This is a genomic window from Heliobacterium chlorum (assembly GCF_014502795.1).
Taxonomy (GTDB): Bacteria; Bacillota; Desulfitobacteriia; order Heliobacteriales; family Heliobacteriaceae; genus Heliobacterium; species Heliobacterium chlorum.
This window is the reverse complement of sequence record NZ_JACVHF010000037.1, coordinates 1-18882: the sequence shown is the minus strand read 5'-3', so window position 1 is coordinate 18882 and position 18882 is coordinate 1. Positions and strand designations below refer to the sequence as shown.

Below are 18882 nucleotides of genomic sequence, written 5' to 3'. Positions count from 1 at the left end.
CGCCGGCTCCACTACATATGCGGGTTAGCAGGATCACCAGGTGGAAGAGAGAACCAAAATGTGGTTACGGTGGTAGTTACGGAGGGGCATCTCCGGTGAAGCCATGGGGTTGAAATGGCCCGGTACGCAGGGGAAACCGACGGAAGCAGTGTGCTGACGGCGGTTTTTTGCGTTTTGTAGGAATTTTGTGGTGAGGGTTATGGTGGGTTAATGAGGCCCAGTGGGGGGTACGCTCCCTCCCCATTGCCGACACGGCAAAAGAAATAAGCGTCGTGGCAGTTACGGGAGCCCGGCGCTTATTTAGATTAAAGACCTTTTCCTAAACGCTCTAATGCCTTTAAGGCGTTTTCGTCCAACCGTTTTGCTGCTTCCCGATACCAAAACACTGCTATGGTTTCATCTTTATCAACACCAATTCCATTTTCGTACATCCATCCAAGATGGTATTGCGCCGGAGGGTACTCCTGTTCAGCTGCCTTACGATACCATTCAACTGCTTTCAAATTGTCTTTAATTACACCTAATCCGAATTCATATATATGACCAAGACCATCTTGAGCTCTACTATCATTCTGTTCCGCCGCTTTAAGATACCATTCAAGCGATTTTTCATAGTCTACGGGTACTCCTCTTCCGTTTTGATACATAGATGCAAGTATACATTGATCGTCTACGTCTCCCTGTTCCGCTGCCTTACGGTACCATTCAGCCGCTTTCGCCTCGTCTTTAGTTACACCTAACCCATATTCGTAGATATGACCAAGACTATCTTGAGCTCTATAATCATTCTGTTCCGCCGCCTTTAGATACCACTCAAGAGATTTCACATCATCTTTAGATACGCCTCTTCCGATTGCATACATAAATGCAAGCTTACATTGAGCGTCCACATTTCCTTGTTCCGCTGCCATACGGTACAACTCTGCTGCTTTCGCCTGATCTCTAACTACAGCTTTGTCCCCAAATTCATACAACGTTCCTAATGTATATTGAGCCTTTGCATACCCTTGATTAGCCGACTTAGTATACCATTCGAAAGCTTCCTTATAATCTAGGGTTAAGCCTCGCCCGAAAAAATACATCTGACCAAGACCATATTGCGCTGAAGCATCCCCTAGTTGTGCCGCTTTACTGTACCTCTTTTCTGCCAGAAGATACCACGCCATCGATGTAGCTTTGTCTTTTATTACACCTTTTCCTTCCTCGTACATCAATCCAAGTTTATATTGAGCCTCTGCAAACCCTTGTGATGCAGCTTTTCGATACCACACTACTGCTGTAACTACGTCTTTATCAACATTTTTTCCGTATTCATATATCTCACCAAGTTTATATTGAGCTTCTGCATTCCCTTGTTCTGCGGACGCCCGAATTACCGGTGGCAGTCGTGTTTCTTGCGGAAATTCTGTTACTTCCTGGGTCTGTGCTACTTTTGAAAACTCAATTACTTTTGGTGGTTGTGTTGCTTGCAGTAAATCATATTTTTCATAATAATTAACAGAAAAATAAATCAGTCCTGCAAGTACTAAAACTACTGCTATTGCTATTAAACGCTGACTTGGTTTATTGTTTTTTTTCACGAGGTATTGTTCATTGGTTCGATTTTTAGGCTCTCCGCCAACATTTTCCGAATTATATACAACTTCAGCTATTTGATTTGCGACCTTTATTAATCCATGTGATGTGTTGATGGCTAATTTGTCGGCTAACATGGGGGAAAAATTGATTACTTCGTTATCCGTAATATTATGCCATACTGGGAGTATAACTTTATTCTTACATATTTCTTTAGCAATAAGCCCATTTAGTTCCTTTTTTGTCCATTGTTTTTTTAGAAAATTATTGCTGAGAATTATTACACCATATTTTGATTTTAACAGTCCATGATCTATGGATTCGCGCAAACTGTCCCCTAAAGTTAAAGTAAATCTATCAATCCATACATTGATGCCTTTCTCTTTTAGTAACTTTGCTAACGGTACTGCAACAGTTTCCTTATCTTCACTTGCATACGAGATAAAAACATCCCATTCATGATCCAAACACAACACCCCCCAAACTATAATTAGGAAACAATGTTCCAGGTTTTATTACCTTTCGTTTTCGATTTGAAATAATCTCCCTTGAGCATAACCATCCCCCTGTTCCGCCGCCTTACGATACCATTCCACTGCTTTGGCTATATCTTTTTGTACAACATCTCCACTTTCATAGAATATTCCAAGTCTAACTTCAGCCCCAACATACCCCTGTTCCGCTGCCTTAGAATACCATCCGAACGCTTTTGCTTTATCTTTATCTATACCTTTTCCGCTGTAATAATGTCCTCCAAGGGAAAATTGTGCATAAACATCCCCTCGTTCTGCCGCCTTACTCAATAACTTCACCGCTTGGACTTGGTCTTGGGCTACTCCTTTTCCTGATTCGTACATTCTCCCAAGACTATACAAGGCCTGTACGTGCCCTTGTTGAGCTGCTTTACGGTACCACTCTACAGCTTGAAAAGCGTCTTTACTAACGGAAATACCATCTTCATACATCATCCCAAGGTTATATTGCGCTGCAGCGACACCTTGTTCTGCGGCTTTTAGTAACCATTCCACTGCTTTAGCATCATCTTTAGCTACTCCTCTACCGCTTGCATACATAAATCCAAGATTAGATTGAGCCTCAGCATTCCCCTGTTCTGCAGCTTTTCGATACCATTCCACAGCTTTTATTTCGTTTTTAACGACGCCAATTCCGTTAGCATACATAACTCCAAGATGATTTTGAACACCAGAAATATTAATTATTATGTAATATAAAAGCAAAAAACTAATTATTACTAAAATGATTTGTGTTTTATATTTTTGAAATACGACATATTTCTTTGATTCATTTTTCGAAGTCTCTTTTGCTTCTTGCGCCAAAATTATATCAGTTACATTTGTATCCTTCCAATTGTTTACAACTAAAGTTATTTGATTTGCCACTTCGTTTAATCCATCAGAGGTTTTAGCAGCTAGTTTATCAGCTAAGATAGGAGAAAAATTCAATACTTCTTCTTGTGATATATCATGCCAAACAGGAAGTACAACCTTTTTCTCACAAATTTCTCTTGCTATGAATCCGTTTAATTCTTTTTTTGGCCATTCTTTTTCAAAAAAATTTTTACTTATTACTACAACACCATATCTTGATTTTGATAATCCATAATCAATAGAATCACGCAAGCTATCGCCTAACCTTAAAGTAAACTTATCAAACCAAACTTTAATTCCCATTTTTACTAACATTTTAGCTAGTTCGTTAACTGTCTCTTTATCTTCACTCGCATGCGATATAAAAACGTCCCATTCGTGCTCCATTTCAAACACCCCCAATGATTATATATGGAAAATAGTGTTCGGGATATTATAGCAATTCTCCTTTCTCGTTCGTAAGAAAACTAGCATTTTTATCATCGAGGAGAAACAGCGTGAGTCTCTCAACCTCACGCTGAACGAGCTGTTTTGATTAAGAATTATTGTCTGATCTAAACCCACACTCTACCCATCTTCCTCGGACTCAACATCCCCTCAATCTTGTCAATCGCTTGTTTTTTGACGTCAGGCAAGACGTGACTATAAGTATCGAGCGTAATTCTGATGCTACCGTGGCCCAGCAACTCCTGAACCACCTTTGGATGAACCCCAGCTTCAAGCAGTCGGGTCGCATAGGTGTGCCTCAGAGAATGCAGATTGGTCTTCGGAATTTCCGCTTTGGCCAGCAGTCGATGAAACTTCGTGGCCAAATTCCGCTGCGTAACCATCCGACCCTTCTTTGTCGTCACGACCAGCCCGCTATCCTCGTACTTGCCTTCCGCATTTTTCTTCTCGAAGAACTGAAGAAAGTGCCAGCGTTTAAGCTGCCTGACTAAATCTTCGGTTATCGGAATTCTCCGATAGCCGTTTTTCGTTTTGGGCTCTTGGATTATCTGGTGAGTCTTGTTAGGGCCATGTTCGTTCTTGACCAGCACGGTCCCTTTGGTCACGTCAATGTGGCCACGTTCGAGATTTATATCTCCCCATTTTAGGGCCAACAGTTCGCCCACCCTCATTCCAGTTCCGAGCAGCAGTTTGAAGGCAATCCATAGCCGATCTTCTTCTGCCACGAACATAAATTCCTTCATTTGATCTACGGTGAATACGCTGATTTGCTTAGGAGATGGTTTGGGCTTTCGGACGTGATCGGCAGCGTTCTTGTTGATTAGTTCATCGTGCATGGCCTGTTTAAGGGCAGTTCTTGCAGTGGTGAGAATCAGTTCGACAGTTCTGGTCGCTAGACCTGATTGCCTTTTTTCATTTAAGAGTCTCTGCAGTTGGGTCGTCTGCAGCGATTGAATCTTCACATTACCCAGTTTGGGCTTTAGATGGAGCCGGGTGATGTACTCGTAGCATTCATAAGTTTTGGGGCGGACGTTTGGGCGAGCATACTGTTCAAGCCAGATATCCATCCATTCTCCTAAGGTGATTGTGGATGGGATGATGAAAGTGCCGAGTCTGTACTCCACGATTGCTTTATCTCTCCAGATAAGAGCGTCGGACTCCGCTTTGAAAGTTTTACGTGCATACTTCGGTTTGCCGTTGTCATCCTGACCGATATGGACTTGGGCTACAAAGTAGCCGTCTTTGCGTTGGTAGACGCTGCCTTGGCCGGGTTTGTTGCGTTGGGAAGTCATAAAGAAACACCTGCTCCTTTCGATGTTCAAGATCGACTGATTTCTAGGAGGCAGGTGTAGGTTATCTCTAGTGGGGCGGGAAGGGAAGTAGAAATCTAAACGATTTCCTAGAAAACCACTGTTCAAACTTTTGGTTAATTTTTATTATAAGCATAAGTGTATTTAGATGGATGGAAAGCATTTAGACGGGGGATATCTATGGAAGAAAGATTTGGCATCAAGGATCTGGTGGAATCTCTAATTGAACACGGTGAAGACGAGAACATTAGTGAAGCGGAGGTAAGAAAAAGAGTAAAGGATTGGTTGTTTTTAACGGGGAAGAACGAAAGTAAGTATAAGTTTGGAAAAAGGTGGCTGTTTCCAAACTCCGAAAAATATCATTTGATTTTAGCTACACATAGTAAGTTTTTAGAAAAAGTATACCAATGTAAAAACGGAAACGCAGTTGACTATTATAAAATCATAGATGTATTAGATGATGATGTTTTGCACAAATGTATTTTCAATAGTTATTCCGAAAATGACATTAGTTGGTTTTTTAGTTCATTGGATACTATGAAAGAAATAAAACAATACATTGACTCCTTGAGTTCAACATTGCTTATAAATATGTTTGGAGGATCCGCAGGGCCCGAAGACACAATAACCACATTGGTTAGGATAAGAGAGCTCTTCAATAAATTTATTGATAGTTTGTTAGAGAACGCGAAGTCAAAATAAACATAATATTATAAACCATTAGCGTCCTTTTGTAAACTTCAAACAAGCTAATATATTGATTTTACTTTCCCTTAGGTGTTTGTAGAATAAAATAAAAAACATCTTTTAAGAAAGGAGGTAGGTTATGACTAATCAGCAGTTGGTTTTGCACTTAACAAAGAAAAGCGTTCTCGGTACAAACGGTGTTCTTTCTTTAACTGGCATTGGTGGTACTGTTGTAGCTTTTGCAGCATTCGCTTTGTTAAGAAATGTATTTAGGAAATAGATAATACCCTCGTAACTTATCCGGTCATTTGACCGGATTATTTTTTATTTTCAGATTCCCAATCCCAACGCCTCCAAAATTACCTTCCACCCGTACCTCGACAGCCCCCACTCCCGACAAATATAATCATCGCCGTACTTCTTCCGCCACTTTGGGAGCAGTTGAATATGTTGCTCGTACTTCATCCGATCAAACACTTCGAAGGGTACTAAATCCTCGAATATGGAGTACGTGATCAACGGCCCTGGACGCCGGTAGTCCCGTTTAGCCTTACCCGACATTCGATCGGACGGCATCACCATGCTGCCGACACGGCCCAGTCGGGATGCACGGCCACGGATGCCGGAGGCGGTGGTTTTCTTTTGTTTTACGTCGGTGAGAAATAGGCGTTCGATGTCGGAATCAACTGTGGGCAAACTCTTTTCCCCTTTCGAGTATCCTGACCGCTCTCTATTTTGCCCAATAATAAACAGACTGAAGCGTGAGCCTTAGATAAGGGGCCACGCTTTTCCTTTTCTAAAGTATATTACCAATAAACTTACGATTGTACGGTCTTCTATTGGATTGGGTGTAATGCTTCAGCTTGGCATACTCTTCCCGGAGCCGGTCTACCTCACGGGATACCATGATGGCTTGGTTTATTCTACGGGCCAGCAGCAGTCTCGATGCTTCGTGGCGTTTCTTGTGAATTAATTTCAGAAGTTTATCCGCTTCGCTTTTCATCGGCAAGGATCACTCTCTTCCAACATTTGGTGATTGATTATTCGATGAGGCGAGGCTTATTTCCTTCTTTTTACAGAAAAAAGGAAAAGCGTTCGGCAGCGATAAAGCCAAACACTTTCAATTGAGTCTGAAATTATAGAAAAGTCTTCAGATAATTACGGAACCCATTTTTCATAATTAATATATTATATGTGAGGGTTGTAATAGCTTTTTTTCTTGCGGTTTTATTAAATATAGCCTTAATTATTTGTAGAGGAATATCTGTAAGCATTTTTTTTGTTTGGGATTTAACATAATTCTTATTTGAAGAATCGTTTATACCCCGTACTTGTAGTAAATCAGCCATTCCAAGAATAAAAAACATTGATGTGACAATAATCAGTATTATAGTAAGATATAAACCATACACCGATAAACTAATAAAAACACCAAAGAATATACCTGCTACACCGGAATGAAAATATTTGATATAAAACAAGTCCGATTTATCGTTATTACTTATACCGTCGTATAAATGCTTAATTTCTGATAGTCTATAAGTACTACTGGAAGTCGAAATAATTAACAGAAAATAACCTAACAAATAACCTATTAATAAACCGAGAAGATAATTAACAGTGATACTATAATACGTGAATAGATATACAAACCAATATGAGATTATGTAAACATATAAGTTTGAAAGGCCGTTCAACAAAGTTTGGGGTAAATGATTACCGATTAGCGTTTTATCATCTCGTTTATCTATTATTTTTTCTAGACTTATTTTATACTTAAATAAGCTCACTGAATATAGTGTATAAGATGCTAGAATAAATATATTAATAATTTCTATCACTCCGAATTAATTAATATTTATTTAGTTTATATTAAAAGGAATGAATTCTATATATACAGACTATTACTTTTTACCATGGTCAATTTCAAAAGAACCCAAACGGAGTCTTACCTACTTCTATAATCACGTGATTTTCGGGGCCTTAAATTAAAGTGTATATCTTCAACTATTCTTGAGAGTTCAACGATTTTATTAGTATCTTGATTCCAGAATTCATCAACAAATGGCTTTATGAAAAAAATGTAAACCGAAGTTATTAAACAAACAATCGAAAAAAACAAAGCCGAAAACTTTGTTGCGTATGAAAAATCGTCTATATACTTGAATCCCCACACTAAGAATTGTGTCCATATGGGTATAATTAAACCCAGAGTAAAACCAGGAATAACAAATGCTGATTGTTTTTCTAATTCGGCTTCCTTGTGTAACTTTTCTATTATCAACTTTAGCTTTTCTGGATTTAACATTTTACGTTTTTTAAGATAATCCTTAATTAATGGAATAATTACCTTTTCTCTAACCGAAGTATTGGGTAAAATACCATATTCTTCATATAATACGGTTGTTATACTTTCTTTTAATCCAATTAAAGAAATTGCGTAAATAATCAGACCGAATGCAGTAAACATAAATGAAGCAAAGTATAAAGTCTTACTTAATGAATAACAAGTTAGTAATAAGCATAATACGAACACTAACAGTCCTGTTGAAAGCCTAAGGGTAAATGCCTTTATTTTGTTAAATATTAACTTGCGACGACTTAGGTCATTTTTGTAATAACTTATAAGGCCCCATATCTGAAAAAACGGTTGTTCCATAGCCCCCTCCTGAATCTAGGTCTCTGGATAATGAAAATATAAGTGAGTTGGAATCTGGAATATTATTATCTAAAAGAGCATATTTCCTCGAATCATTTCGACAGTTTTTGATGTATTCCTTCTTAATTTTAACAAACTCCGTTGACTTCCTCCCCAACTAGAGCGATGATGTCACTGCGGCAACCGCCCACCAAGGAGGAATGAATATCGAGCAATAACCGGCCCCAACAAAAAATTAAAAATTTAATTCCGCAAATGATTTTTCACTGTCGAAATCAAACACGACACGCATTTGATTCATATATCACACATCGAAGCCCAGTGCATGACGGGCCAGCAGCTAGGAGGAATGATTATCGAGGAATAGCCGTTTCCACCAACAATTAAAAAACTAATTCCGCAATGATTCTTTACCGTCGAATCAACGACAAGCATTCTGCTTCATATAATCTCATCTTGGTCCAGTGCATGATGGGCCGGGTAATAAGGAGTGGTATTATCGGGTGATGGCTAGGTTTCTTCAATTAAAGACAGCGACGAATCAGACTTGAGTTTTTCAGCGAAGGAGGTCTGCCTATCTGGAATATCTCCACTATTACTCTCAAAACGAGGGAGGTCGATAAATGGGCCAAAGTCTGAACCATCATATGGAGGATGCGGTGCAGACAGTTGGGCTCCGACTTCCGGCTGGGATGGTCTGAACGATGACCAGAAACCTGGTGGAATACGCTGGCAACGTAACCTGCAAATTATTCTAAGTAAATATAGTCTTTAGAACGACTTGCAGGTTTGCGAAAGGCACTACGTCCAGACCCACTCGGCGAAGTCCGGTCACCCTACCGAAACCCTCGGCCAGGGCAGTCTTGCCGATACGTTGACAGTGAACTTCGCCAATTCTGCAGAGAGGCCAGTCTGCCCAAACAGCCGATAGGTGACTTTAGCCGATAATCTGAGGGGCAGTTTGCCCCAACGACCAACAGCCAAATCCGCCTATCAATACCGGACAATACCGGAGGATACGTCCGACCACATATCAGGCGAGGGTTCTTTAATCTCACGACCGTCGCTTATTTGGTTTGGGCTTTTTTCGATTATCAAAGAGCGAAACAGCCCCCGTTGCCGGGGGACTGCGTTGGCGTTATTCTGCCTGTTCAGGTTTACTCATGTTCTAGTTGAGTTTCTCGATGTTCTGGTTCAACCGGGCCAACTGCTCGGCGATGGTGGCCAGGGATTCAGCGATTTTGGGAACATCCCGTTCGTAGAACTTCCTGCCCATTAAGGTTTGAAAAAACTTTGTCATTTCTAATCCTCCCTGCTTTTGTTGCAAGCAGGTACAGCTTATCTAGTAATCGTTACTGAGTAAAGTTAAAATAATGGTAGGATTAATTCTTAAGGGGGATGGGCGTAAATGGGAATTAAGTTCGATGCCATCGGTATTTTTGTTGGTAATATCAAAAAAATGGTTGCGTTTTATCGAGATGTACTTGGCCTAGATATTGACTGGGACGAAGAAGGTCCCCATGCGGAATTCAAACATGAAGGAATCCGAGTGATGATGTATGAGCGAAAGTTATTACCGGGTTACCTGGGTACCGATGTTTCCTTCCCTACCGGATTGAACGGAACTTTTGAACTGGCGATTGACCTACCTCTTTTTTCCGATGTAGATAAGGAATTCGAGAGAGTCGTTGGTCTTGGTGCACAACCCGTTGTATCACCCAGAAATGAACCTTGGGGAATGAGAACCTCTTATGTGGCTGATCCAGAAGGTAACTTAATTGAGATCGGCTCATGGGGAAAAGGAGAACCAAAGTCGGAGTGATTTTACTTGGTGTTAGGAGCGAGGACCGCCGTTAGGCGATCCTCTTTTGTTTATGTCGATGCTTCAGCCGAATCCCCTCTCTTTTAGCTTCAACGGGTAAACCACCGACATACTCCAGTGGAACTTCCCGCCGAGAACGATGTTTCTGCTGCCATTCGCTAAACACCGGATATTCTGTGTTGCTGACCTTATCGGGCTGGTTCTTTGAATCTCGTAGAATGTAATTTGTCAGCCGTTCCAACTGATCTCCGTCAGGGACTTCCCCCACCTGTTTTACATACACCTCAATCAGATCATCCACTGCTTTAATCCGCCACTGGGCCGGCATGTCTTGAGCACTCAGGTGGGCCACTGCTCTAGCAAAGGATTCTTTATAGTTGGCCTCTGTCGAGAACACCATCACGCCACCCCTTTCTCTTCATTGACATGGGCGATTCGCTGAATAGCCGATCGAACGTGGTCACTAACAGCTTGTTGAGAGATATTCATCCAGTGGGCAGCATCCTTTTGAATGTAATCGTGGATAAATACCAGCTTTAACGCTTGCTTCTGGCGGTGAGTCAAGTTTGCTTCTTCAATGGATTGCGCTAAATCCAACAATAACAAACTAGCGTCGTAATCTCCCCTTAGGAACCGGGATTCCCGGACATGGTGAAGTTGAGTGAGCAAAGCGTAGATGCCTCGTTCGCTATCTAATGGATAGGCATCATCCAATCGCCGTTCCTTTGCCGAGAAATCAATAACTTTTCCCAGTTAGGCCGCCTCCTCTTTGATGTGTAGTAGAGCATTGTCCATAAGGCAGTACAGTTCTTTCAAGGTTCCCTCGTTAGTAATCTTGAAATCAGCGTCAAACTCATCGACGTCCTTTTCGGTTTCATGATTAAACTGAGCCAGATCAATCTGCTCACCCAGTCGCTTCATACGCTGAATCCGTGTGGTTGCTGAGGAATTGATTTTTACCACATCAAAACTAACTTCCAGCAAGGAGAAATATTCATTCCACTGGCGGAGGTCTGTTATGACGATATCATCATCTGGGCCTGTTTCCCTTTCAATTTGCCGTAATACATAGTTCACCCAGACGTCGGGGTCAACGTCTCTCAATGCCTGTCCTACATTTTGATAAAGTTCACGAGGTTTGCCGTCTTGGTCCGCATTTGGGAACAGTTCTTTACAGAGGTTACGAATGGCATCACCGAAGGCAAATTTCTTAAACCCATAATGATTCACCAAATAATCTGCTACAGCATCTTTACCGGAACGCATTTTCCCTGTCAGAGCGATTTTCATTATGCAATCTTCCTTTCAGAATGTTGTTGTTCAACAGCTTCCCATTGCTTGAGAAGGTTAAGTCTTTTTGTCAAACGTTGATAATACTCGATATCTAGTTCTGAAAAACTGTGAGACTTTCGTAATCTGGCCATGCCGTTCACGAAGTTGATGAACAATCGGGCCTCCCCTTCTGCCAACGCCAGAGCCTTTCGGAAATCAATCACTTTCCCCATCAGCACGCCCTCGCTCTTGCCACTTCTGCATAGTCTTCTTCACGTTCAATTAAGATGAAGTCGAATCCGTTCTTTCTAGCTGCGACCGCTGTGCTTCCGCTTCCCCCGAATGGGTCGAGGACGATGCCTCCAGGTGGAGTCACCAGCTTAATCAGCCATGCCATCAAGTCGACGGGTTTTACGGTCGGGTGATGGTTACGGCTCTCTACCGGCTTCCGTTCACGCCCATCCATTGTGTACTTGCTATTGATTACGCCACGGCCTGTGCCGGGATAGGTGCGCCGTTCTTCGAGGTCGATGACATTGCCTTGCCAGTCGCTGTTGCGGTCTTTCTTACTGGACTTCTTTGAGATTTCTTTGGGAGTGATGTTGAAGAATTGGCTGTACCACTCATCGTTATCGGTGGTCACGCAGTTAGCAGGGAATCGGCCTTCGTTGGATTGGCCTGATGGAACTCGGCAGTCTTGGATGTTGACTGCACCTGTGCCGTAACGCTCTACGTTCTCAATTGTGTTTCCCTCTAGCGGCTTCCTCGCCATAATTACCGGCTCATGTGCGGGCTTGATCGATGTACCCCATCCGTCCCATATCTTAGCTAGTTCGGTGGACGGCTCGGTGATATAATGAACGATCTTGCCCGTCTGTTCTCCAGCAAACAGCGACGAGCCGTATGCCCTGCCGTGGCCATTGCGCTTATCGGGTACTTCTCGCTCGCCGATGATATGACGCTCCACCCCCGCTCGCTTATCGAAGGCTTTACTCACGTCCATGCTTTTCGGAAATCCGCTGGTATACAGCCATTCGATTACATCTCTGATTTCAAACCCGGCCATACGGAGGGCGATGGTCATGAGGTCTTGTGTGCGAGTTCCCGAGAAGCAGAGAATGTGGCCGCCGGGTTTCAAGACGCGGGAAACCTCTCGCCAGATGGCGGGTCCCGGGACGAATGAGTCCCAGGACTTACCCATGAATCCTTTGGCCTGGTGACTGTAATCCTCACCGGCCATCCACTTTGAAAGAACTTCTTGGATGTTTGGCTCTTTGGAAAGACCGTAAGGTGGGTCTGTTACGCAGGAGTCAACGGAATTATCGCGAAGTGCTTTAAGGGTATTTATACAATCTCCTGAGATAACTGAACTTCTTATAGAATCTAAGTTCAATCTAACCTCTCCTTATTTTTTCATTTCAAAAGAAAGACTTGGACTCATTTCGTCGAATTACTCATATGCGGGAGAGGAGGATTATTTTGAAAAAGGTATACATGATTGCCCTTATTCTTTTAGTTGCGATTCTCACGGGCTGTACTAGCTCAAAAGCAACGCCTGAAAATGTCGCAATGCCGGATAACTTCGGGTTTATACTAAAGTACGGCTATGGGCCGAAAAAGAATGAATTAAATACGATGGAAGGAACTTTTACCAAAGACTTAGTTATAATTGATCCAGTTACGACTGATCTACGGTTAACCACCGACGAGATGAAAAATATATACGAGGAGATGGTCAAGCTCGATATCTTGAGCTATCCAGATGAGTTTTTTCCCGAATCAAACATGAAAGTTACGCCTTACCGAACTTATGAGTTTGATGTTCGTTTTGGAAATAGTACTAAAAAAATACTGTGGAAAGATGAATCTCTATCAGAATCTAGAAAAGCAGTCCAACTTAGGAGCCTTTTTAAGAAAATAATTAACACAATCGAAAACAAAGAAGAATTCAAGAGGTTACCAGAAGCCCAGGGAGGTTATGCCTAACTTAGCTAGCCTTATCCCACATCGTCTTCGGCAACTTCCCCACGGTATCCATCAGCAACTCATACACGTCCAGGTCCATTACGTCGGCCTGGGCGTTATTATTTGAAACCAGTTGACGCAGAGTGGGCCGCTGTTCCCTTAACTTCCGCATCGCTCGGTTATGGCACTCGATATGGGGACCGTGGTATTCCTTCAATGTGTCCCACTTCTCGGGGTCCAAAGTGCGGACAGCCTCGAACATGGAGTTGACGATATCGCGGGTTTCGCCTTGAGCACCCCGTTCCCAGATTCGCTGCTTGAATACGTTCTTCACCAGAGCTTCCTCAGAAAAGTCCAACATAAATGGCGGCATCATTACGCCCATGGGATACAGCGACCGGATGGCTTGTAGCGATTCTTCGGGATGCTCTTTTTGAAGCAGTTCGCATCGTGCTAGTTGATCTTCCATCGTTCGATGGTATAGCCAAGGATCCTTTGCTTCATTGGGAATCACAAATCCCCAAGGTTTATTCACTCGGAATCCACCAGCTATTCGGCGGTTACGGATGGTGTAGGTGATAAGGTGATCATAGGCCGTCTTGCTCACGCCGAGGTAAAGGAAGGTAACGGTCTCACCACGGATAGGCTCATAGGAATGACCGGCCTTGACCATGCCGTTGAGGAAGCGGTTGGTGTTCCCCATATCGTCATACTTGCCAAGATACAGGGCTGAAGCGAAAGCACTGGATTTTCGGCCTTTGTCGGTGGCTCGTAATACGATCACTCGTCCGTGCTGGATCGGCGTGAATCCCTGTTTAACGAAGTTTTCGTTGATGAAATCCTCTAGGTTACAAATGTCGTTAAGTCGTTCCGGTTCCAAGTGGATACGCTCATTCCAACAAATTGGATTGCGATCAATATTAAACCGACTCATTTTTTCTGCTCCACTCTCTTTCTTCCCGAATTGATTCGAGGTTAGCGTCAATCGCGTATTGAATTCTTTCGGCAACCCATGCCAGCACAGCCGCCTTTACCAAAGCATTTGAATCGGGCTTGTCATTAAATATCTTGCTTCGAAGAAGTTCTTCAGCAAATAAAAACTCATCTCGCAGAGCAAACAAAGTCGCAAAATCTGTAGCCATTTTAAACTGCCTCCTAAATTCGCTTATCCTGCTTGTTGTAGTTCATTGAATTTCCGCTTCGGATACTCGTAATTCTTCCGAACATCGCCCCATGAGGACACCTTTGTGAAATAACCAATCACCCTGGTCATATAGTCAACAATCGGCTCACCACAGATTGGACAGTTCTTACCGGTCCCCACTATGGATGTATGACCACTGGTGCAAACCCCGAATCCATAATTGATGGCGAAGTGTTCAACTCCCTCTGCTAAGGAAATCAAGATGAGTTTCTTCATTATAAGAGGGTCGGTAATCCTTTCTTGAACATTGAGATGAAGGATACCGCCACCGCTGACATGCTTCATGAAACGACCAGTCAAGTGAATACGATCGGTGGTTCCCATCTCGGCGATTAGTGGAACATACTGGTTTGAGTACAATTCAAAGGGCTGTAGCTTCCGATACAACAGTTGGTCCTTTTTCGCCAATGTCACCGCTGTGCTCTCCGCAGGGATTTCCTCGGTGTTGAAGGAGTAACCCGTTTCTTGACCGAAAGCTACAGCATATTCCTCCGTTTTCTTTAGCACTTTCTCAGTGAACGATTGCCCTTCTTCACTCTCCATCGGCATTCCCATAAACTCGCACATCTCATATTGGCCGTGAATCCCGATAGTGGAAAACAGCATGTCTAGTGAAAACCAACCAAGCGGATTAAAGAATTTTAGGAATCCCTTCTCAACCCGTCGGCGCAGAATCTCTTCCCGGTGAACTAACAGCAAATCTTTAGCCATCTGCGCTCGCCGTTCCAACAGAGTGAAGAAGTGCTCTTCATCACGGGCATCCAACGCCAGCCGTGGGAAGTTGATGGTGACTACCCGATGAGAGCCAATATTGAGGCCGCCGTTCCCGAAGCTGTCGGCCCTGTAGCTCATCCGTTCGGTATCGTTTACATAACGGCAGCACATTGCAATCTTGGAGCCCTCATTGGCGTAGATATTCAGCACGCCAAGTTTGACGTTAATCCGACTGATAAATTCGAGGAAGTCTTCGTCTAGCGGCTGCCGGTTCTCATCCACACACAAGTTAGCCGTCATGACCGGAAAGCGGTACGGCATGCCGGTGGCCGGATCGCCGTTAGCAAAGAACTCAGCGATGATTTTCTGGATTTGCATGACGTATTCCACTTCGACTTTCGAGCCATTGGGGTAACGATATTCGGAGAACAGCTTCTTAAGGTTTTCTCGATCAAAGATGGATACATTAGAAAAGGGGCTTTGACCTGAGCACCTGAACTTGTTGTTTGCCACGTGAACAAACTTCTGCCAAAGGTTGACGATATAATCTCGGTCCTCTTCGTTTTCCGGATTGCGTCTTTCCTGTTTCAGATACCACGCAAGGTTTACTATCAGGTCCCCAGGAGCCACCGCACCGGCAAACTCTTGACTTAAGTCCATCACGACTTCGGTCACTTGAGCCATAAAGCTGTCTGACCGTTTCGGCGGCAGACTTCGCAGTTGCCCATAGGGTCGGCCATCGGCCATCAAGTTCGCGGTTGAAAAGGCGAAGCAGTACGGAATTTGAATCCCTTGCCCAGAGCTATCGTGGAAGTATAGTTCGCCCCGCCATATGGCCGATGTCAGCTTATTGGCCCGGTGAAGTCCAAAGCGTTTCTTGCTGTACCGCCACAGCAGATAGTACCCTTCCAACTTCAAGATGCCTTTGGTAACCTCGGCCTGATAGTTGTTAGCGGACAATTCTTCATTGGAGTTAGCATTCTGATCGACGCTGGCATCGGCCAGTCGCTTGGTGAAGTAATCGTGAGACATCTGTCCAACATCGACTTTGTTTGGGCTGATTCCCTCCAGTACCAACATCTTCAGTCCAATAGGATCCTTAGCGAACTTCTGATAGAGCGTATCGAAACCCGGTTCAAAAGTAAGGGATATCTTCAAGCCACCTTCTCCTTCCGTCGGTCCACAATGATTTGATTGGAACTGGCCGGGAATCCGCCAGTGTGTAAATCCAGACGGTATTCCCCGGCAATGATGACGTCACATAGGTCGATGATATCCTCGGAAATCGAAAAGATGTTTTGTCCAGTGTATAGCCATGTGCTCAACCCGATGGATTTGACTGCCACCAACAATACCTTCAACTCATTAGGCTGATCCATCGGCTCTCCACCGACAAAGACCACCGCGTCATAGAATCGATGATTCGCTTTAATTCGCTGGATGATCTCGTTAGTCTCCATCTCTTCCCCACCGTCAAAAGACTGCAGTTCAGGATTGTGGCAGCCTGGACACCGTCTATGGCATCCTTGGAAGAAGATACTGAAGGCGATACCGTCAGCGTCCGATGTGTTCAAATCATTGAAGCCAGCAATCCGAACCGTGGTCATCACGCCACCTCCGATACGCTATCCGCTGTCACTTTCCACTTCCGAAACCCCTGCCTGTCCACCCATACCCAGAACTCAAAGTCAATCACTTCATCAATGTCGTGTTCTTTAATGGTCGATTGAATCTCAGCGATCTCTTTGCGATAGGCTGCCATAGATAGCCGTTTTGTTCGTTTGGACTGCACAGCCAAGATACGTCTGCGACTGATACCCAGTACATCCACTTTGGAATGAGAACCAGCAGACCGCACCACTAGGAATCCCCTCTGGGTCAACTCATGCACAATCTTTCGCTCGATCTCATATCCTCGCTGATAATTCGTGCGCCCCATTATGCCGCCACCTGTGCCTTTACCCGATGACAATGGGGCTTATAGAGGCAGAAGAAACATTTTTCCACCATGGCCCGAGGCAGTTCATTGGTGTAGCACATACCGGCCACGTCTGCGAATTTATCCAACAGTCGATTGCGATCTTCATCCGTTACCCTCATATAAAAGGCTCGCATGTCCGGCTTGGCTTCCGCACCTTTGGTCCAACTGTCTTTGGCGAGTGATTCATAAACAATCAGAAACTCATCTAGGCCGAATAACAGCGAATATGCCACACACTGGTCTTTGTGATCCGCTTGAGCATCCTTCATCTTGTACTCGCCGATAACTCCAAGTGTGGTGGATTTGGTCTTAAACTCCAACCCAATCTTGTTGCCATCCGGTTGATATTGAAGAACACCGTCCATCATGCCGTATAGTTGGAATCTCTGGCCGTTGTGTTCAAACTGCCTGACCTGCCGGATATTCTTTTCCCATGCCGGTCGGTTGGTCGTTTTCGTACGAACCACCGTAAACTGCGGTGCATCCAGGTGGGTCTCAGCGTACAGCAAATCTCTCTGCATCGCCCGGTGAACCGCCGAGCCGTTGCGGGACCATCGTCTTTGATAGGGAAAGCGGTCAACAAACGAGGCTTCTACCTTTTTTACTTTGAAATAAAGTTCCCGTTCACATTTGTAAGCCGATGAAGGCGAGAAGGTAATGACTCCTTTTTGGAACCCTAATTTGCTCGTATCGCTATTCAAACCATCTAACTCATCCATCAGAAGATACTTTTCGATCTCGCTATCGTTCGGCTCCTGAATGGAATGAATCGCATCGAAGTGATTGAGGATAGCCTTGGTCAACTCTAGGCCGCGATCGTTAGCATCCGATAAAACTTCCTGCCGGAGTTCCTTGGCTCCAACCCGATTGACTAAGCTGCCGATGAAAACCACTCCCCTTTCTTTACCCCTTCACCCCATCGTCGCATGATCTCTGTATCGACTTTTAACGGTACGGCCAACGATGCCGCTGCGGTCATGCACCTCTCGATTTCCTGCACATCTTGTTCGGTCACGCAATCATCCACCAGTATCAATGCTTCATCATGAACCGTACCGCAGAGAGACCAGCCCCTTGTAGTGCAATACTTTTGTAAGTTCAGCATCGCTCGTTTCATCACATCAGCGGCCGTCCCCTGGATGATGGCATTCACACTCTGCCGTCGGGCCGATTCAACATCGCCTTTGACATCATAAAATTTCCGCTTGAGGTTATGAGGGATATCTTTGTTGCGCCATACATTCAGGGGCAGTTCTTCCACTCCGAGAATCTCACAGATTTGTTTTGCCAAGGAATCGTAGACCTTCGCTTTCTGGCGATGAGCGGGAAATCTTCGTTTTCGTCCATACAGAGTCTCCACATACTCATTTTCCTTGACCAACTCATGAGTATCTTTAATGAAGGAATGGACTTGTGGGTAGGTCTTATAGAAATCACCGATAAATTCATGGGCCTCTTCGACTGTAATGGTTAACTGACTTGCGAGCGTGAACATACTTGTTCCATACATACAAGCCAAGAGCCCGACCTTCATCATCTTCCGGTACTTTGACCCGTCGCCGCACTCTTCGATAGGTTTCTTAAATACCCGACTAGCCAACGTGGAATACAAATCCTGACCGTTCAAATATGGCTCCTGTAAATGGCGATCTCCACTGATATGAGCCAGTACCCGAGGTTCGATTTGTGAGAAGTCACTGCCAATCAGAAGTTTGCCGGGTGGAGCGATAATCAATTTCCGTGCTTTTGTCGGCAGGTTTTGCAGGTTCGGCTCGTTGCTGGAGAACCGGCCAGTCACGGTAGCCACCTGATTAAATGAGCCATGAATCCGGCCATCCGATTTAATCCGTTCCGGTAA

23 protein-coding genes are annotated in these 18882 nt (G+C 44.0%); 4 read left to right on the top strand and 19 right to left on the bottom strand.

From position 1 onward, the window contains the following. Positions 1 to 305: 305 nt before the first annotated feature. The 3 genes from H1S01_RS18390 to H1S01_RS18380 form a co-directional block, all read right to left on the bottom strand. On the bottom strand, positions 306 to 2042 hold the full coding sequence (locus tag H1S01_RS18390; protein ID WP_188041850.1) for a toll/interleukin-1 receptor domain-containing protein: 1737 nt from the start codon (positions 2040 to 2042) through the stop codon (positions 306 to 308). A 48-nt stretch (positions 2043 to 2090) separates the two neighbouring features. Continuing rightward, positions 2091 to 3350: a toll/interleukin-1 receptor domain-containing protein gene (locus tag H1S01_RS18385; protein WP_188041849.1), complete on the bottom strand. Its 1260-nt coding sequence runs from the start codon at positions 3348 to 3350 to the stop codon at positions 2091 to 2093. A 167-nt stretch (positions 3351 to 3517) separates the two neighbouring features. Beyond that, the gene (locus H1S01_RS18380) at positions 3518 to 4702 is read right to left on the bottom strand and encodes a tyrosine-type recombinase/integrase (protein WP_188041848.1); all 1185 of its coding nucleotides are present in this window, start codon (positions 4700 to 4702) and stop codon (positions 3518 to 3520) included. Positions 4703 to 4900: 198 nt separating this feature from the next. Between H1S01_RS18380 and H1S01_RS18375 the strand changes: the two genes are divergently transcribed. Both H1S01_RS18375 and H1S01_RS18370 read left to right on the top strand, forming a co-directional pair. After that, positions 4901 to 5422, top strand: a complete 522-nt coding sequence (locus tag H1S01_RS18375) for a hypothetical protein (protein WP_188041847.1) — start codon at positions 4901 to 4903, stop codon at positions 5420 to 5422. A gap of 124 nt (positions 5423 to 5546) precedes the next feature. Further along, positions 5547 to 5687 (top strand): hypothetical protein, encoded by a 141-nt coding sequence (locus tag H1S01_RS18370; protein WP_188041846.1) that lies wholly within the window; start codon positions 5547 to 5549, stop codon positions 5685 to 5687. 50 nt (positions 5688 to 5737) lie between these two features. Here the strand turns inward: H1S01_RS18370 and H1S01_RS18365 are convergent, their stop codons facing one another. The 4 genes from H1S01_RS18365 to H1S01_RS22100 all read right to left on the bottom strand — a co-directional run bounded on the left by H1S01_RS18365 (position 5738) and on the right by H1S01_RS22100 (position 9366). Next, on the bottom strand, positions 5738 to 6103 hold the full coding sequence (locus H1S01_RS18365) for a hypothetical protein (protein ID WP_188041845.1): 366 nt from the start codon (positions 6101 to 6103) through the stop codon (positions 5738 to 5740). 100 nt (positions 6104 to 6203) lie between these two features. Then, the gene (locus tag H1S01_RS18360) at positions 6204 to 6416 is read right to left on the bottom strand and encodes a hypothetical protein (RefSeq protein WP_188041844.1); all 213 of its coding nucleotides are present in this window, start codon (positions 6414 to 6416) and stop codon (positions 6204 to 6206) included. 939 nt (positions 6417 to 7355) lie between these two features. Beyond that, on the bottom strand, positions 7356 to 8066 hold the full coding sequence (locus H1S01_RS18355; protein WP_188041843.1) for a hypothetical protein: 711 nt from the start codon (positions 8064 to 8066) through the stop codon (positions 7356 to 7358). 1168 nt (positions 8067 to 9234) lie between these two features. Continuing rightward, on the bottom strand, positions 9235 to 9366 hold the full coding sequence (locus H1S01_RS22100; RefSeq protein WP_279287038.1) for a hypothetical protein: 132 nt from the start codon (positions 9364 to 9366) through the stop codon (positions 9235 to 9237). Between the two features lie 108 nt (positions 9367 to 9474). Here H1S01_RS22100 and H1S01_RS18350 point away from each other — a divergent pair, with 108 nt between their 5' ends. Then, complete coding sequence (locus tag H1S01_RS18350) at positions 9475 to 9888, top strand: VOC family protein (protein ID WP_188041842.1); 414 nt, start codon at positions 9475 to 9477, stop codon at positions 9886 to 9888. A gap of 31 nt (positions 9889 to 9919) precedes the next feature. On the opposite strand, the gene H1S01_RS18345 is transcribed toward H1S01_RS18350, so the two are convergent. The 5 genes from H1S01_RS18345 to H1S01_RS18325 are packed head-to-tail and all read right to left on the bottom strand — an operon-like array spanning position 9920 to position 12553. Beyond that, the gene (locus H1S01_RS18345) at positions 9920 to 10285 is read right to left on the bottom strand and encodes a hypothetical protein (RefSeq protein ID WP_188041841.1); all 366 of its coding nucleotides are present in this window, start codon (positions 10283 to 10285) and stop codon (positions 9920 to 9922) included. 2 nt (positions 10286 to 10287) lie between these two features. Then, complete coding sequence (locus tag H1S01_RS18340) at positions 10288 to 10602, bottom strand: sigma factor-like helix-turn-helix DNA-binding protein (protein ID WP_243237435.1); 315 nt, start codon at positions 10600 to 10602, stop codon at positions 10288 to 10290. A 39-nt stretch (positions 10603 to 10641) separates the two neighbouring features. Further along, on the bottom strand, positions 10642 to 11178 hold the full coding sequence (locus H1S01_RS18335) for an AAA family ATPase (RefSeq protein WP_188041840.1): 537 nt from the start codon (positions 11176 to 11178) through the stop codon (positions 10642 to 10644). Further along, entirely contained in the window at positions 11178 to 11393 is a 216-nt protein-coding gene (locus tag H1S01_RS18330; protein ID WP_188041839.1) for a hypothetical protein, read from the bottom strand. The genes H1S01_RS18335 and H1S01_RS18330 overlap by 1 nt, the downstream gene beginning before the upstream one ends. Then, positions 11393 to 12553, bottom strand: a complete 1161-nt coding sequence (locus H1S01_RS18325; RefSeq protein WP_188041838.1) for a DNA-methyltransferase — start codon at positions 12551 to 12553, stop codon at positions 11393 to 11395. Before H1S01_RS18325 ends, H1S01_RS18330 begins: the two co-directional genes overlap by 1 nt. Positions 12554 to 12639: 86 nt before the next feature. Between H1S01_RS18325 and H1S01_RS18320 the strand changes: the two genes are divergently transcribed. Beyond that, positions 12640 to 13146, top strand: a complete 507-nt coding sequence (locus tag H1S01_RS18320) for a hypothetical protein (RefSeq protein WP_188041837.1) — start codon at positions 12640 to 12642, stop codon at positions 13144 to 13146. Between the two features lies 1 nt (position 13147). On the opposite strand, the gene H1S01_RS18315 is transcribed toward H1S01_RS18320, so the two are convergent. The 7 genes from H1S01_RS18315 to H1S01_RS18285 all read right to left on the bottom strand — a co-directional run. Beyond that, positions 13148 to 14059, bottom strand: coding sequence for an FAD-dependent thymidylate synthase (locus H1S01_RS18315; protein WP_188041836.1), 912 nt, complete (start codon positions 14057 to 14059; stop codon positions 13148 to 13150). Beyond that, on the bottom strand, positions 14046 to 14267 hold the full coding sequence (locus tag H1S01_RS18310; protein WP_188041835.1) for a hypothetical protein: 222 nt from the start codon (positions 14265 to 14267) through the stop codon (positions 14046 to 14048). The genes H1S01_RS18315 and H1S01_RS18310 overlap by 14 nt, the downstream gene beginning before the upstream one ends. 23 nt (positions 14268 to 14290) lie before the next feature. Further along, positions 14291 to 16201 carry an anaerobic ribonucleoside-triphosphate reductase gene (locus H1S01_RS18305; protein WP_188041834.1) on the bottom strand — a complete coding sequence of 637 codons (1911 nt, stop codon included), beginning with the start codon at positions 16199 to 16201 and terminating at the stop codon, positions 14291 to 14293. Next, entirely contained in the window at positions 16198 to 16650 is a 453-nt protein-coding gene (locus tag H1S01_RS18300) for a 4Fe-4S cluster-binding domain-containing protein (protein WP_188041833.1), read from the bottom strand. Before H1S01_RS18300 ends, H1S01_RS18305 begins: the two co-directional genes overlap by 4 nt. Beyond that, a complete protein-coding gene (locus H1S01_RS18295) occupies positions 16650 to 16982 on the bottom strand; it encodes a PDDEXK family nuclease (protein ID WP_188041832.1) in 333 nt (110 codons plus the stop codon). The genes H1S01_RS18300 and H1S01_RS18295 overlap by 1 nt, the downstream gene beginning before the upstream one ends. After that, the gene (locus H1S01_RS18290) at positions 16982 to 17917 is read right to left on the bottom strand and encodes a hypothetical protein (protein ID WP_188041831.1); all 936 of its coding nucleotides are present in this window, start codon (positions 17915 to 17917) and stop codon (positions 16982 to 16984) included. The genes H1S01_RS18295 and H1S01_RS18290 overlap by 1 nt, the downstream gene beginning before the upstream one ends. Further along, a partial coding sequence (locus H1S01_RS18285; RefSeq protein WP_243237434.1) for a DNA polymerase A family protein occupies positions 17896 to 18882 on the bottom strand: 987 nt, incomplete at its 5' end. The genes H1S01_RS18285 and H1S01_RS18290, both read right to left, overlap by 22 nt.

Bases quoted from the DNA above. Each gene is read 5' to 3' on its own strand.
- H1S01_RS18385 (WP_188041849.1), bottom strand. From the start codon at position 3,350: ATGGAGCACGAATGGGACGTTTTTATATCGCATGCGAGTGAAGATAAA.
- H1S01_RS18380 (WP_188041848.1), bottom strand. From the start codon at position 4,702: ATGACTTCCCAACGCAACAAACCCGGCCAAGGCAGCGTCTACCAACGC.
- H1S01_RS18375 (WP_188041847.1), top strand. From the start codon at position 4,901: ATGGAAGAAAGATTTGGCATCAAGGATCTGGTGGAATCTCTAATTGAA.
- H1S01_RS18370 (WP_188041846.1), top strand. From the start codon at position 5,547: ATGACTAATCAGCAGTTGGTTTTGCACTTAACAAAGAAAAGCGTTCTC.
- H1S01_RS18355 (WP_188041843.1), bottom strand. From the start codon at position 8,066: ATGGAACAACCGTTTTTTCAGATATGGGGCCTTATAAGTTATTACAAA.
- H1S01_RS22100 (WP_279287038.1), bottom strand. From the start codon at position 9,366: ATGACAAAGTTTTTTCAAACCTTAATGGGCAGGAAGTTCTACGAACGG.
- H1S01_RS18350 (WP_188041842.1), top strand. From the start codon at position 9,475: ATGGGAATTAAGTTCGATGCCATCGGTATTTTTGTTGGTAATATCAAA.
- H1S01_RS18335 (WP_188041840.1), bottom strand. From the start codon at position 11,178: ATGAAAATCGCTCTGACAGGGAAAATGCGTTCCGGTAAAGATGCTGTA.
- H1S01_RS18330 (WP_188041839.1), bottom strand. From the start codon at position 11,393: ATGGGGAAAGTGATTGATTTCCGAAAGGCTCTGGCGTTGGCAGAAGGG.
- H1S01_RS18315 (WP_188041836.1), bottom strand. From the start codon at position 14,059: ATGAGTCGGTTTAATATTGATCGCAATCCAATTTGTTGGAATGAGCGT.
- H1S01_RS18310 (WP_188041835.1), bottom strand. From the start codon at position 14,267: ATGGCTACAGATTTTGCGACTTTGTTTGCTCTGCGAGATGAGTTTTTA.
- H1S01_RS18300 (WP_188041833.1), bottom strand. From the start codon at position 16,650: ATGACCACGGTTCGGATTGCTGGCTTCAATGATTTGAACACATCGGAC.
- H1S01_RS18295 (WP_188041832.1), bottom strand. From the start codon at position 16,982: ATGGGGCGCACGAATTATCAGCGAGGATATGAGATCGAGCGAAAGATT.